General features: G+C 53.6%; 11 protein-coding genes. 5 read left to right on the forward strand and 6 right to left on the reverse strand.

Going from position 1 to position 15215, the window contains the following annotated elements:
- Window positions 1-61 precede the first annotated feature (61 nt).
- The 3 genes from gldA to ptsP are packed head-to-tail and all read right to left on the reverse strand — an operon-like array spanning window position 62 to window position 4351.
- Entirely contained in the window at window positions 62-1165 is a 1104-nt protein-coding gene (gldA, locus tag ACJHYW_RS19165) for a bifunctional L-1,2-propanediol dehydrogenase/glycerol dehydrogenase (RefSeq protein ID WP_000374017.1), read from the reverse strand.
- Between the two features lie 10 nt (window positions 1166-1175).
- Window positions 1176-1838 carry a fructose-6-phosphate aldolase gene (gene fsa / locus ACJHYW_RS19170; RefSeq protein ID WP_000424845.1) on the reverse strand — a complete coding sequence of 221 codons (663 nt, stop codon included), beginning with the start codon at window positions 1836-1838 and terminating at the stop codon, window positions 1176-1178.
- Window positions 1839-1849: 11 nt separating this feature from the next.
- Window positions 1850-4351 carry a phosphoenolpyruvate--protein phosphotransferase gene (gene ptsP, locus ACJHYW_RS19175; protein WP_001174087.1) on the reverse strand — a complete coding sequence of 834 codons (2502 nt, stop codon included), beginning with the start codon at window positions 4349-4351 and terminating at the stop codon, window positions 1850-1852.
- 308 nt (window positions 4352-4659) lie between these two features.
- On the opposite strand from ptsP, the gene ACJHYW_RS19180 reads away from it, so the two are divergent.
- From ACJHYW_RS19180 to ACJHYW_RS19200, 5 genes are read left to right on the forward strand one after another with little or no spacing between them, the layout of a single operon-like run.
- Window positions 4660-5739: a PTS fructose transporter subunit EIIC gene (locus tag ACJHYW_RS19180; protein ID WP_061093018.1), complete on the forward strand. Its 1080-nt coding sequence runs from the start codon at window positions 4660-4662 to the stop codon at window positions 5737-5739.
- A gap of 14 nt (window positions 5740-5753) precedes the next feature.
- Window positions 5754-6074, forward strand: a complete 321-nt coding sequence (locus ACJHYW_RS19185; RefSeq protein ID WP_000161265.1) for a PTS fructose-like transporter subunit IIB — start codon at window positions 5754-5756, stop codon at window positions 6072-6074.
- Window positions 6075-6124: 50 nt separating this feature from the next.
- Window positions 6125-8422 (forward strand): formate C-acetyltransferase, encoded by a 2298-nt coding sequence (locus ACJHYW_RS19190; protein ID WP_000184821.1) that lies wholly within the window; start codon window positions 6125-6127, stop codon window positions 8420-8422.
- Entirely contained in the window at window positions 8388-9266 is an 879-nt protein-coding gene (locus ACJHYW_RS19195; protein ID WP_000204108.1) for a [formate-C-acetyltransferase]-activating enzyme, read from the forward strand. The genes ACJHYW_RS19190 and ACJHYW_RS19195 overlap by 35 nt, the downstream gene beginning before the upstream one ends.
- Window position 9267: 1 nt before the next feature.
- Entirely contained in the window at window positions 9268-9609 is a 342-nt protein-coding gene (locus tag ACJHYW_RS19200; RefSeq protein WP_000323849.1) for a PTS fructose-like transporter subunit IIB, read from the forward strand.
- On the opposite strand, the gene ACJHYW_RS19205 is transcribed toward ACJHYW_RS19200, so the two are convergent.
- From ACJHYW_RS19205 to ppc, 3 genes are all read right to left on the reverse strand, one after another.
- Window positions 9596-10447: an AraC family transcriptional regulator gene (locus ACJHYW_RS19205; RefSeq protein WP_000274628.1), complete on the reverse strand. Its 852-nt coding sequence runs from the start codon at window positions 10445-10447 to the stop codon at window positions 9596-9598. The two genes, ACJHYW_RS19200 and ACJHYW_RS19205, sit on opposite strands and share 14 nt — an antisense overlap.
- Window positions 10448-10595: 148 nt before the next feature.
- Window positions 10596-12329 carry a phosphoethanolamine transferase CptA gene (locus ACJHYW_RS19210; protein WP_000556301.1) on the reverse strand — a complete coding sequence of 578 codons (1734 nt, stop codon included), beginning with the start codon at window positions 12327-12329 and terminating at the stop codon, window positions 10596-10598.
- A gap of 182 nt (window positions 12330-12511) precedes the next feature.
- Entirely contained in the window at window positions 12512-15163 is a 2652-nt protein-coding gene (ppc, locus tag ACJHYW_RS19215) for a phosphoenolpyruvate carboxylase (protein ID WP_001005579.1), read from the reverse strand.
- Window positions 15164-15215 lie beyond the last annotated feature (52 nt).

Raw genomic sequence — 15215 nt, forward strand, 5'->3', positions numbered from 1 at the left:
ACGAGTGAGCCACTTTGCCTGCACTCTCAAACTCCCGGACAAGCCGGGAGTTTGGAGTAGGTTATTCCCACTCTTGCAGGAAACGTTGTCCATACTGGTCAGCTACCAGCAGTGCGGCGTAAACCTGATCTGGCGTTGCGCCGCCAGGCATGTTGTGGATGGTTTCACCTTCTGCACATGCCGCTTCTGCCACAATTCGCATTTTCGCCGGGACATCTTCTTTAATATCCAGTTGAGCGAGAGTTATTGGCAAACCTACCGCATGGCTAAGCGCAGCTACGGTTTCGATTTCCTCCACCGGCGCGTTTTCCAGAACCAGCTGCGTCAGCGTACCGAATGCCACTTTTTCACCATGATAATAGTGATGCGCGTCCGGGATAGCGGTCAGGCCGTTATGTACCGCGTGTGCCGCCGCCAGCCCGCCGCTTTCAAAACCAACACCGCTCAAATAGGTGTTCGCTTCAATCACGCGCTCCAGCGCCGGAGTCACTACATGCTGTTCGGCGGCAAGCATCGCTTTTTCGCCTTCTTCCAGCAGGGTGTTGTAGCACAGTTCAGCCAGTGCCAGCGCTGCCTGAGTGCACTTGCCGCCCGCCATGGTGGTCGCGCCGCTACGGGAACAGGCGCGTGCTTCAAACCAGGTTGCCAGCGCATCGCCGATACCCGCCGCTAACAGACGTGCAGGTGCGCCAGCGACGATTTTGGTGTCGACAATGACCATATTCGGGTTATTTGGCAACATCAGATAGCGGTCAAACTCACCCTCATCGGTGTAGATAACAGACAACGCACTGCACGGTGCGTCGGTAGAGGCGATAGTCGGTGCGATCGCTACCGGAACACCCATGAAATGTGCCAGTGCTTTGGCAGTATCGAGGGTTTTTCCGCCACCGATACCGAGAATTGCGCCACACTGCGCAGTCTCCGCGATGCCACGCAGACGGTCGATCTCATTTTGCGAACATTCACCGCCAAACGGCGCAATTTCTACTACCAGTCCAGCATCTTTAAAGCTTTTCTCGACAGTGGATTGAGCAAAACCTAAAACAAATTTGTCACCCACCACTAACCAGCGTTCCGCCAGTGGCTTCAGGTACTCGCCCAGACGATTAATTACATCTGCGCCCTGGATGTATTTACCTGGTGATTGAATAATGCGGTCCATAATTACTCCTTTAGAGATGAGTAGTGCCAAATGCGGCATTCCAGTCGTGCTCGAACTTCTCTATAGCTGACTCTACCGCAGGGGTGTTAAGCATTTGTTGCGCTACATCTAAGGGCAGTGTGATGGATTCACATCCAGCCAGCAAACAATCCAGCGCCTGACGTGGTGTTTTAAAGCTGGCAGCCAGCACCATGCTTTCTGGCGCATGCATTTCCAGTAACGCTTGCAACTCCTGTACAGTACGAATGCCGTCACCGCCCTGGGCATCTACGCGGTTAACGTATGGAGCAACGTATTTGGCTCCAGCCAGCGCCGCCAGTAATCCTTGCGCGGCGCTGTACACTGCGGTTCCCAGCGTAGTAATGCCTTCTTTCTTCAGCATTTTAATTGCTGCCAGACCTTCAGAGGTTACCGGGATTTTCACCACAATGCCCGGAATGGCGTCGCGCAGGCGCTTCGCTTCTTCCACCATCCCCTGCGCGTCGCGGCTCATGGTCTGAGCAAACAGAATGCCCTCATCACCAATCGCTTTTTGCAGACGCGGCAGCACTTCCCATATGGACTCCTTGCTGGCAGCGATAATGCTCGGGTTAGTTGTCACCCCGGCAATCGGGAATATGCGTGCCAGACGTTCGACTTCTGCGACGTTAGCGGTGTCCAGATACAGTTCCATGATGTTTCCTTTTACAGTTCCAGTTCATGTTGCAGCAGGCTGGCGATAGCGTCGGCAGAGGCGGCGTTAACCAGCGCGTTACGGAATTCTTCGTGCATGATGCGGCGAGCGAGGCGCGAGAAAATGCGCATATGTTGATCGCCCGCGGCGTGTTTGTTCAGGGTTAACATAATGATGAATTGCGCTTCATCATCGCCCCAGCGCACCGGCGCTGCCAGACGCGCCACGCTGATGGTGGATTGCTCAATGTGTTCTGATTTGCTGTGGGGAATGGCAAAACTAAAGCCCAGACCGGTAGAGAAAACGGCCTCGCGCGCCCACAAGTCGGCTTCCAGTTTACGCGGATAGCGACAGCGGCCCGCCAGCAGCAGGTTATCGGTCATGCCTTTGAGCACTTCTTCTTTGCTGCGCCAGTCGCTTTCCAGTGTGATGCACTCGGCGGTGACCAGCGGTGCGTCTTGTTGGGTCATGCGGAATTGCGCCAGCAGGTGTTCCACTTCCAGCGAAGTACGGCAGGCCATTGCCTGGTTGAGCAACTTGCGGCACTCACGGCTATCAAGTTGCGCCATCCGCGCTTTCGCCGCCGGAATTGATGGTGCGCTCATGCTGAGTTCATCCAGCCCTAAGCCGACCAGCAACGGCAGCACGGAACCTTTCGCTCCTAGTTCACCGCACAGACCAATCCATTTGCCCTGGCGATGCACCGCCTGCACGGCGTAATCGAGCGCCCGCAGGAATGCCGGATTCAGGCTGTTATAGTGACGAGTAACCTTAGCGTTATCGCGATCCACTGCCAGCAGATATTGCGTCAGGTCATTACTACCGATACTAAAGAAATCAATCTCTTCGCAGCATTGATCGATGATGAACATCACCGACGGCACTTCCAGCATAATGCCGAGCTGGATCTTCTCATCAAACGGAATGTGTTCGTTACGTAGTTGCTGTTTGGCTTCTGCCAGTTTTTCTTTTACCCATAAGATCTCTTCCATTGAGGAGATCATCGGGATCATGATTTTCAGGCTGCCGTGAGCGGAGGCACGCAGGATCGACCGTAGTTGTGTGGTAAATAACGACGCGTACTCTTCATAAATACGCACGGCGCGATAACCGAGGAACGGGTTTGCCTCTGCGGGAATGTTCAGATAATCAACGGGTTTGTCACCGCCAATATCCATAGTGCGCACAATAATGCTGCGTCCGTTGGCGGACTCCAGCGCCTGACAAAAAATGTTGTACAGCTCGCTTTCGCCCGGTGCACTGGTGCGATCCATATAGAGCATTTCAGTGCGGAATAAACCAACGCCTTCCGCACCATTGCCGAATGCAGCCTGCGCTTCCACGGAGTGAGCGATGTTAGCAGCAATTTCAATGCGGATACCGTCAGCGGTACGGGCTTGTTGGGTCAGCCAGACTCGCTGTTGCTCACGCAGGGCATCCTGTACGCGGGCTTCCTGCTGATAATAACGAGCTACGGCTTCCCCTGGCTCAACCACAATCGCCCCAGCGTTGCCGTCGATATAAATCGTTTGATGCTGCCACGGAGTGAGGGCATCAATATCCACACCAACCAGCGTCGGAATGTTGAACGAACGGGCAAGGATCACCGTATGTGAGGTGGTGCCGCCGCTTTTGAGCAACAATCCTTTGAGGTGATTTTTATCCAGTTCGAGGAACTGGCTGGGGGTCAGTTCATCCGCCATACAAATGGCGGGCTGCGTCAGTTTGCCCGGTGCCGGGAAGCGTTGCTCACCGTAGATTTGCTGGAGTAACTGGAAGCAGACGTCGCGTACGTCCAGGGCGCGTTCTTGCAGGTAGCTGCTGCTGGAACGGGAAAACTCTTCGCAGAAGTGGTGTGCACTGGCGACAATCGCTTCGGCACAGCTTAATCCCTCGCTGACGCCTGCCAGTAAATGTTCGCGCAGGGAAGTATCGCCAGCCAGGGATCGGTGCGCTTCCAGAATCGCGCTGGTAGCACCGTCGCTATCCAGCAGACGAAACTCAATGTTTTTCAGTACCAGCGTCAGGCCGTTTTCCAGCGCGGATTGCTCGGCGTCAACGCCTTTGGCAGCGGGAAGATTACCCAGCGCATTGAGATCTAAAGAAGAGATCGGCGTCAGAATGCCGCCTGCGCTACCGCTGCACACGGTGCGGGCGCGGATAATTTGCGGATTCAGATTGGTCAGTGAAACCGGCAGTGGTTCCAGTTCGTCAGATTTAACTTCTGCCAGCGGCGCATCGCAGTGGGGGAATTCATCGCGCAGCCATTGGCTTAAACGCTGGTGCGCTTCCTGTTCGTCGGCCCCGGAAATCAGTAACTGGCAGTTATCGCCCGCCAGCGTGTCGGTGCCAATCAGCGCAAGGGCGCTTTTGGCGTTGCCCTTGCGGTCAGTGCGCAGGTTATGCCACTCAATTTGTGATGAAAAAGTATTACACAGCGTTTCAACGTGGCTTGCCGGACGCGCATGGACGCCGTTAGGTAGCTCACAAATAAATTCCACAATCAGGGCCATTGCCTTTCTCCCGGTACGGTTTTCTGTTTACAGGATAAGAGCGCACGGTAACGGCCTGCCATGTGACAAATCTGCCAAAAGCTGGACAAATGTAATGTAACCGTCAATTTGCGACGCGTCTCACAAGACGCCGTTTTGCGGCATGCTTCCGGATTATCGCAAGTTATGAGGCGGATCGCATTTTTGTACTGATATTACAAAAGTCCAGTAAATGGCCTTTTTATCCACTGTTTGCTCCGCCTGCGATTGCCTATTGTTTCTTCCATCAAAAATATGGACATGGGCTTTCGCAAGCCCGGGAGCAGCTTATGAATGAGTTGGTGCAGATCCTGAAAAATACCCGTCAGCATTTAATGACGGGCGTTTCACACATGATTCCCTTCGTGGTATCGGGCGGTATTTTGCTGGCGGTTTCCGTCATGTTGTATGGCAAAGGCGCAGTGCCGGATGCCGTAGCCGATCCGAATCTGAAAAAACTGTTTGATATCGGCGTTGCAGGTTTGACGCTGATGGTGCCTTTCCTCGCCGCTTACATCGGTTATTCCATTGCAGAACGTTCTGCGCTGGCTCCATGCGCTATCGGTGCCTGGGTTGGTAACAGCTTTGGCGCGGGCTTCTTTGGTGCACTGATCGCCGGGATTATCGGCGGCATCGTGGTGCATTACCTGAAGAAAATTCCGGTGCATAAAGTTCTGCGCTCGGTGATGCCAATCTTCATCATTCCAATCGTCGGCACACTGATTACCGCTGGCGTCATGATGTGGGGGCTGGGCGAGCCGGTGGGGGCGTTGACCAACAGCCTGACTCAGTGGCTACAGGGGATGCAGCAGGGCAGCATTGTTATGCTGGCGGTGATCATGGGGCTGATGCTGGCGTTCGATATGGGCGGTCCGGTTAACAAAGTGGCCTATGCCTTCATGCTGATTTGCGTTGCTCAGGGTGTTTATACCGTGGTGGCCATTGCTGCCGTGGGGATTTGTGTTCCGCCGCTGGGGATGGGGCTGGCGACGCTGATTGGTCGTAAAAATTTCTCCGCAGAAGAGCGCGAAACCGGTAAAGCGGCGCTGGTGATGGGGTGCGTTGGGGTTACTGAAGGGGCGATTCCTTTCGCCGCTGCCGATCCGCTGCGTGTTATTCCTTCCATCATGAGCGGTTCAGTTTGTGGTGCAGTAACTGCGGCGCTGGTCGGTGCGCAGTGCTATGCAGGCTGGGGTGGTCTGATTGTGCTGCCGGTGGTTGAAGGCAAGCTGGGTTATATCGCAGCAGTGGCTGTCGGAGCAGTGGTGACGGCTGTTTGTGTGAACGTGCTGAAAAGTCTGGCGCGTAAAAATGGGTCTTCGACTGATGAAAAAGAAGACGACCTGGATTTGGATTTTGAAATTAATTAATTGAGGAACGAGCCATGACGAAAATTATTGCAGTAACCGCGTGTCCATCTGGTGTTGCCCATACCTATATGGCGGCAGAGGCGCTGGAAAGTGCCGCGAAAGCGAAAGGCTGGGAAGTGAAAGTAGAAACCCAGGGCTCGATTGGTCTGGAAAATGAACTGACTGCGGAAGACGTGGCGAGCGCCGATATGGTGATTCTGACCAAAGATATCGGCATCAAGTTTGAAGAGCGTTTTGCTGGCAAGACCATCGTGCGCGTCAACATCAGCGACGCGGTAAAACGCGCTGATGCCATTATGAGCAAAATTGAAGCTCACCTGGCACAAACCGCTTAAGTTCTTATCCCGCCCGTAAGGGCGGGTTCGCTTTCCCACAGGAGTTCCTCATGACGAATCGTATCTCTCGCCTCAAAACTGCACTGTTTGCCAATACCCGTGAAATCTCGCTGGAGCGGGCGCTGCTTTATACCGCCAGCCATCGGCAAACCGAAGGCGAACCGGTGATATTGCGCCGGGCGAAAGCAACAGCGTATATCCTTGAACACGTTGAAATTTCGATTCGTGATGAAGAACTGATTGCCGGTAACCGCACCGTAAAACCACGCGCCGGGATTATGTCGCCGGAAATGGACCCTTACTGGCTGCTGAAAGAGCTGGATCAATTCCCGACGCGTCCGCAGGACCGCTTTGCTATCAGCGAAGAAGATAAACGTATCTACCGCGAAGAGTTGTTCCCGTACTGGGAAAAACGTTCGATGAAAGATTTCATCAACGGGCAGATGACGGATGAAGTAAAAGCCGCGACCAGCACGCAGATTTTCAGCATCAACCAGACGGATAAAGGCCAGGGGCACATTATTATTGATTACCCGCGCCTGCTGAATCACGGGCTGGGTGAGCTGGTAGCGCAAATGCAGCAACATTGTCAGCAACAGCCGGAGAATCACTTTTATCAGGCAGCGCTGTTACTGCTCGAAGCCTCACAGAAACACATTTTGCGTTACGCCGAACTGGCGGAAACGATGGCGGCAAACTGCACAGATGCCCAGCGTCGCGAAGAACTGCTGACTATTGCGGAGATCTCTCGCCATAACGCCGAACATAAGCCGCAGACGTTCTGGCAAGCGTGCCAGTTGTTCTGGTACATGAACATCATTCTGCAATACGAATCCAACGCCAGTTCGCTGTCTTTAGGGCGCTTCGACCAGTATATGTTGCCGTTCTATCAGGCATCATTAACCCAGGGCGAAGATCCGGCGTTCCTGAAAGAACTGCTCGAATCTTTATGGGTGAAATGCAACGACATCGTGCTGTTGCGCTCCACCAGTAGCGCGCGTTATTTCGCCGGTTTCCCGACCGGCTATACCGCACTGCTCGGCGGGTTAACCGAGAACGGACGTAGCGCGGTGAACGTGCTTTCGTTCCTTTGCCTTGACGCCTATCAAAGCGTGCAATTACCGCAACCGAACCTGGGGGTGCGCACTAACGCCTTGATCGACACGCCGTTCCTGATGAAAACCGCCGAAACCATTCGCCTCGGCACCGGTATTCCGCAAATCTTTAACGATGAAGTAGTGGTGCCAGCGTTCCTCAACCGTGGCGTTTCGCTGGAAGATGCACGCGACTATTCCGTAGTGGGCTGTGTGGAATTATCTATTCCCGGCAGAACCTACGGCTTGCATGACATCGCGATGTTTAATCTGCTGAAAGTGATGGAAATCTGCCTGCATGAAAATGAAGGCAATGCTGCGCTGACTTATGAAGGTTTACTGGAGCAGATCCGCGCCAAGATCAGCCACTACATCACCCTGATGGTTGAGGGCAGCAATATTTGCGATATCGGTCACCGTGACTGGGCACCTGTACCGCTGCTCTCATCGTTTATCAGCGATTGTCTGGAAAAAGGCCGCGATATTACCGATGGCGGTGCGCGTTATAACTTCTCCGGCGTACAGGGGATCGGTATCGCCAACCTGAGCGATTCTCTCCATGCGTTGAAAGGTATGGTTTTTGAGCAACAGCGTTTAAGTTTTGACGAATTGCTGTCGGTATTAAAAGCCAACTTCGCAACGCCAGAAGGCGAAAAAGTCCGTGCTCGCTTAATTAACCGCTTCGAGAAATACGGTAACGATATCGACGAGGTGGATAACATCAGCGCCGAACTGTTACGCCACTACTGCAAAGAAGTGGAAAAATACCAGAACCCGCGCGGCGGCTACTTCACGCCGGGATCGTATACCGTTTCTGCTCACGTCCCGTTGGGATCGGTGGTTGGCGCGACGCCAGACGGTCGTTTTGCCGGAGAACAGCTGGCAGACGGCGGCTTGTCACCCATGCTGGGCCAGGACGCACAAGGGCCAACGGCGGTACTGAAGTCAGTCAGTAAGCTCGATAATACGCTGCTGTCTAACGGTACGTTGCTGAACGTGAAATTCACTCCGGCGACCCTGGAAGGTGAAGCGGGATTACGCAAACTGGCCGACTTCTTACGGGCGTTTACCCAGCTTAAGTTGCAGCATATTCAGTTTAACGTGGTGAACGCCGACACGTTGCGGGAAGCGCAACAGCGCCCACAAGATTATGCCGGGCTGGTGGTGCGCGTTGCCGGATACAGCGCCTTCTTTGTCGAACTGTCGAAGGAGATCCAGGATGACATCATCCGCCGGACAGCGCATCAGCTGTAACGTTGTGGAAACGCGCCGCGATGATGTGGCGCGCATTTTCAACATTCAGCGTTATTCACTGAATGACGGCGAGGGCATTCGTACGGTGGTCTTTTTTAAAGGCTGTCCGCATCTTTGCCCATGGTGTGCTAATCCGGAGTCGATCTCCGGCAAAATCCAGACGGTACGCAGAGAGGCGAAATGTCTGCACTGTGCGAAATGTTTGCGTGATGCGGATGAATGCCCCTCCGGGGCGTTTGAACGGATTGGCCGCGATATCAGCCTTGACGCGCTGGAACGGGAAGTGATGAAAGATGACATTTTCTTTCGCACGTCCGGCGGCGGCGTCACGCTTTCTGGCGGCGAAGTGTTAATGCAGGCGGAGTTTGCTACCCGTTTTTTACAGCGGCTGCGGTTGTGGGGCGTGTCATGCGCCATTGAAACTGCCGGAGACGCGCCAGCCAGCAAGCTGTTACCGCTGGCGAAATTGTGCGATGAAGTGTTGTTCGATTTAAAAATTATGGACGCGACTCAGGCGCGGGATGTGGTGAAGATGAACCTGCCACGCGTGCTGGAGAATCTGCGTTTGCTGGTGAGTGAGGGCGTCAACGTGATCCCGCGTTTACCGCTGATCCCTGGTTTCACGCTCAGCCGGGAGAATATGCAGCAGGCGCTGGACGTGCTGATCCCGCTGAATATCAGGCAGATCCATCTGTTACCGTTTCATCAGTACGGCGAACCGAAATACCGCCTGCTGGGGAAAACATGGTCGATGAAAGAGGTGTCTGCGCCGTCGTCAGCCGATGTGACAACGATGCGCGAAATGGCAGAACGGGCCGGATTTCAGGTTACCGTGGGAGGTTAAAATGGCATATCTGGTGGCAGTAACCGCCTGCGTAAGCGGCGTGGCGCATACTTATATGGCGGCGGAACGGCTGGAAAAGTTGTGCCAGTTAGAGAAGTGGGGAGTCAGCATTGAAACTCAGGGCGCGCTGGGGACGGAGAATCGTTTAGCGGACGAGGATATCCGTCGGGCGGATGTTGCGCTGTTAATTACGGATATCGAGCTTGCCGGTGCTGAGCGATTTGAACATTGCCGCTATGTGCAATGCAGCATCTACGCTTTCCTGCGTGAGCCGCAGCGGGTGATGAGCGCGGTACGCAAAGTGCTTTCTGCGCCGCAGCAAACCCATCTTATTCTGGAGTAGTCGGTTTTTCTGTCAGTTGGCTGTGGTACTGCCGACGATATTCCGACGGTGAGCGTTCGGTATTTTTACGAAACAGACGGCAGAAGTAGTTGCTGTCGACAAAGCCGCAGGCGTGCGCCACTTCTTTTACCTTCAGGTCATAACCTTTCAATAATGTCTTAGCGTGCTCCAGTCGCGTGTGATTCAGGTATTCGTTAAAACCAATGGCCCCCGTTTTTTGAAACAGGTGCGAGAGGTAATTTGGCGAAATATAGAACGCCTGTGCGACAGATTCGCGGGTAAGTGCGGAGGCATAGCGTTCGTCGATATAATCACGAATAGCTTCGAATAGAGCCTGGCTGCGTGAGGCGGTCTGTATTTGGCTGCCGAGCAAATCGCGGCAGTGGCTAAGCAGGCTGGCGACGATAAGTCTGGCCGTTTGCTGCTCCTGCGACTGCATTTGCATTTCATTGAGCGTTTGTAGCAGAAAAGAACCAATGCGCGGGCCGCGTCGGGCGACGTGTTGCTTCGCCAGATTTTGATATTGTTTGCCATCCCATTGCACGACGCTGAAGCCGAGTTGCTGTTTGCCAAACAGCACGCTAAAGGTGGTAGCGGGTGTTTTCCATTGTGGGAAATTCCAGCCACCAGCGGCAACGTACAGCACATCGCCGGGAACTAACGTTGCTCCAGCGCCGGTATCAACAAACTCACCTTCCAGCACAATTTCCAGACGTGGAAAATCGACCTGATACGCAAGATCGGGCACCGGGCCGTTACTGCTGGCAAAGTAAATCTGGCGCAGGGACAGCGGGCCGTTGATCAGGCGGGAGAGCAGATAGCTGACGTCGTGATACATGTTATTCCCTTAGGTATGTAGACGGGAAAACAGTAACTGGCATTATGAAAAAAGGCCACCTGAAAAGTGTGGCCTGAGGGGAGTTCGATGTAAACATTGTGCCAGTATCGCATCCGGCAAATAGCGCCAGACGCGATACATAGGTCATTTACTGATTACCCACCTGATCGCCATACGGCAGAGTGTCGTAATCGATCAGCGCGTTTTTCTTGTACGGGTTACCAATCCAGCGGGTAGTTTCTTTGAACTGCGGATTCACCACTGAACGGGTTGGATCGTAACCGTCGTAAGATAAGCCCGCCAAATCTGACCAGGTGTGGATCAGTTCCGCAAGGCTGTATTTACGATCAACATCCTGCGAGAAATCACGCGGATGAGTCGCTTGCCATTTTTCTGACGTCCACAGCAGGAACGGAATGGTGTACATATGACGCGTCGGGTTGTCCTCATTACGCCCCTGGGTTTTATGCGGCGGCGTGTCGTAAACCTCTTCACCGTGGTCAGAGAAGTAAACCAGGAATCCGTTCGGGTCTGCCGCTTTAAAGTCTTTAATCAGGCTGGCAACCACATGATCGTTATACAGGTTAGCATTGTCATAATCATTATATGACTCCAGCTCTTCTGCGCTTAATCCAGGCGGAACATGATCGGTATTGCCATCAAACTTGCCCTGATTTTCCGGGTAGCGGTATTTGTATTTGATATGCGTACCCAGCAGATGAACGATGATCAGTTTCTTCGGTGCCGGGTCCTTCAGCACTTCCTGGAACGGCTTCAGCACGTTGGTGTCGTATTCACGCGCACTCTGCGTACGTTGCTGGTTCATGTAGTACTGCTTGTCGGTCTGGCGCGAAAATACCGTCAGCATGGTATTGCGGGCGGTCATCGTCTGCTGGTTGGTGATCCAGAAGGTTTTATACCCCGCCTGTTTCATCATGTTCATTAGCGACGGTTGCGTCAGATACAGATCCGGGTTCTTTTCATTGGCAAAGGTCAGCGCCTGTTGCAGGATTTCAATGGTGTATGGACGAGACGTCACCACGTTATTAAACACGGTCAGATTCGGATCGGTTTTATGCAGCGCATCCAGCTCCGGCGTGGTTTCACGCGGATAACCGTACAGACTCATGCGTCCACGCTGGGTCGACTCGCCAATCACCAGCACTAAGGTGCGCGGTTCGTTACCCGATTCATCTTTGAAATTAGCCAGTGGCGGCAATGCATTATTTTCATTCAGTAGCTTTGTTAGCGAGTTTAGTTGCTGACGATACTGATAATAGCCGGTCAGGAATTGCCACGGTGCGGCAGGCTCCATACGCGATGCCAGGTTATCCAACGTTTTCTCAAACGGCTTGTTTTTGATAAACGTATTCATGGCGATCGGATGCAGAATCAAGCCATAAAGCAGGGCAAAAGAGACAACATAACGCCACGGCTTTGGAATATAGACCGGGCGCAGGCGTGTCCACAGCAGAACTGCCACCGCCGTATAGGCCAGCGCGATAAGCACAATTTTCAGGCTGAAATACTGGCTTAAATACTCGCTGGCTTCGTTGGTGTTGGTTTCAAACATCACAAACAGAACGCTCTGCGAGAACTCCTGACCGTAGATGACGTAGTAGCACAGCGCCGCCAGAGAGGCCGCCCATAGCACCACGCCGATCACTGCGGCAATAATTTTGATCCGCTTCGGAAAGAGGAATACCGGGATCAACCACAGCGAACTGAATAACAGCGAGTCGCGAATGCCGTTAGTGCCACTATAACCACTGATGTAAATAATGGCCTGTAGCAGAGTAGAGAAAAACCAAAAGTAGAGCAGTGCCCAACCCAGGGCTTTCCAGCTAAAAAGGGGTTTAGCCTGGACTTCTGTGGAATGCATAGTAAGAACCTGTCTTGAAAAAAATATCGCCGAATGTACCGACAATTCCTTAAGGATATCTGAAGGGATATCCAGAATTTGAATAAAATGCAGACAGAAATATATTGAAAACGAGGGTGTTAGAACAGAAGTATTTCAGAAAACCCTCGCGCAAAAGCACGAGGGTTTGCAGGAGAGGAAGATTAGCCGGTATTACGCATACCTGCCGCAATCCCGGCAATAGTGACCATTAACGCCTGCTCGACGCGAGGATCCGGTTCCTGGCCTTCTTTTTCTGCCTGGCGGGAGCGGTGCAGCAACTCGGCCTGCAATACGTTCAGCGGGTCGGTGTAAATATTCCGTAGCTGAATAGACTCTGCAATCCACGGCAGATCGGCCATCAGGTGAGAATCGTTGGCAATCGCCAGCACTACTTTGATGTCTTCTTCTTGCAGATTGCGTAACTCTTTACCTAACGGCCACAGTGCTTTGTCGACCAGGCGTTGGTCATAGTATTCCGCCAGCCACAGGTCTGCTTTGGCGAAGACCATCTCCAGCATGCCGAGACGCGTCGAGAAGAATGGCCAATCGCGGCACATGGCTTCCAGCTCGCTCTGTTTGCCATCTTCGACCACTTTTTGCAGCGCCGTACCTGCACCCAGCCAGGCGGGGAGCATCAGGCGGTTTTGTGTCCAGGCAAAAATCCACGGAATGGCGCGCAGTGACTCGACGCCGCCGGTTGGGCGACGTTTCGCCGGACGTGAACCCAACGGCAGTTTGCCCAGTTCCTGTTCCGGCGTAGCGGAGCGGAAGTAAGGCACAAAATCTTTGTTTTCACGTACGTAGCCACGGTAGAGATCGCAGGAGATGACTGACAGTTCATCCATAATGCGACGCCAGCTCTCTTTCGGCTCAGGCGGTGGCAGCAGGTTGGCTTCCAGAATCGCCCCGGTGTACAGCGACAGGCTGCTGACGGTGATTTCTGGCAGACCATATTTAAAGCGGATCATCTCGCCCTGTTCAGTCACGCGCAGGCCACCTTTCAGGCTTCCTGGCGGTTGTGACAGCAGCGCCGCATGAGCAGGTGCGCCGCCGCGACCAATGGAACCGCCGCGACCGTGGAACAACGTCAGCTCAATACCCGCTTTTTCGCAGGTTTTGATTAATGCATCCTGTGCCTGATATTGCGCCCAGGAAGCTGCCATCACGCCCGCATCTTTTGCTGAGTCGGAATAGCCAATCATCACCATCTGTTTGCCCTGAATCAGGCCGCGATACCAGTCGATATTGAGCAGCTGGGTCATGACATCGTTGGCGTTGTTCAGGTCATCGAGGGTTTCAAACAGCGGTGCAACCGGCATCGCAAATCCAATACCCGCTTCTTTCAGCAGCAGGTGTACAGCCAGTACGTCGGACGGCGTTTTTGCCATCGAGATTACGTAGGCGGCAATGGAACCTTGCGGTGCTTCAGCAATTACCTGGCAGGTATCGAGCACTTCGCGCGTTTCGGCGCTCGGTTGCCAGTTACGCGGCAGAAGAGGGCGTTTGGAGTTCAGTTCGCGGATCAGGAACGCCTGTTTGTCGGCCTCTGACCAGCTTTCATAGTCGCCGATACCGAGGTAGCGGGTCAGTTCGCCCAGCGCTTCGGTATGACGGGTGCTCTCCTGACGGATATCAATACGGACCAGCGGTACACCGAAACATTTCACGCGGCGCAGGGTGTCGAGCAGATCGCCATTGGCGATAATACCCATGCCACACGCCTGAAGGGACTGGTAGCAAGCGTAGAGCGGTTCCCACAGTTCTTCGTTTTGTGTCAGCAGACCTTCTGGTTTTGGCAGTTCTTCGCCTTTCAGGCGCGCTTCCAGCCATGCCTGTGTCGCCATCAGGCGAGAACGCAGGTTTTTCATCAGATAGCGATACGGTTCTGCGGCACCCTCTTCACCAACCAGCGCCAGCAGTTCAGGGGTCGCTTCAACCATCGACAGTTCAGAAACCAGCACCTGAATATCTTTCAGGAACAGATCGGTGGCTTTCCAGCGACTGAGCAGCAGGACGTGGCGGGTGATATCGGCAGTGACGTTCGGGTTGCCGTCGCGGTCACCGCCCATCCACGAGGTAAAACGGACCGGAACAAATTCGACGGGCAGTTTGTAGCCGAGATTCTCTTCCAGTTGTTCGTTCAGTTCGCGCAAGTAATTCGGTACGCCTTGCCACAGGCTGTTTTCTACTACGGCAAAGCCCCATTTGGCTTCATCTACCGGGCTTGGACGCAGCTTACGGATTTCATCTGTATGCCATGACTGGGCGATCAACTGGCGCAGGCGACGCATCAGCTGGTTGTGTTCGTAGTCAGCGATATCTTTGTTATCGAGCTGTTTTAAACAGGCGTTCACTTCCACCATTTTGTGGATCAGTGTACGACGGGTAATTTCGGTTGGGTGAGCCGTGAGGACCAGTTCCAGCGACAGCGATTCCACTGCTTTTTTGATGGTGTCTTCGCTCAGTTCCGGCTGGTTTTTCAGTTTACGCAGGGTGCGGGCGATCACTTCCGGGTTGCTGGCAGCTTCGCCTTTCGGCGAAATGCTGTGGTATTGCTCGGCGGTGTTGGCCAGGTTCAGGAATTGACTAAACGCACGCGCAACGGGCAGCAGCTCGTCGTTCGACAAATTTTGTAAGGTGGTGAGCAACTCCTGGCGGTTAGCATCATTGCCAGCGCGTGAAGATTTGGACAACTTACGGATAGTTTCTACGCGTTCAAGAATGTGTTCTCCCAACGCATCCTTGATGGTTTCTCCCAGCACTTTGCCGAGCATACTGACATTACTACGCAATGCGGAATATTGTTCGTTCATATTACCCCAGACACCCCATCTTATCGTTTGATAGCCCTGTATCCTTCACGTC

The sequence above is a fragment of the Escherichia sp. WS3063 genome (genome assembly GCF_046486595.1).
Lineage (GTDB): Bacteria > Pseudomonadota > Gammaproteobacteria > Enterobacterales > Enterobacteriaceae > Escherichia > Escherichia coli.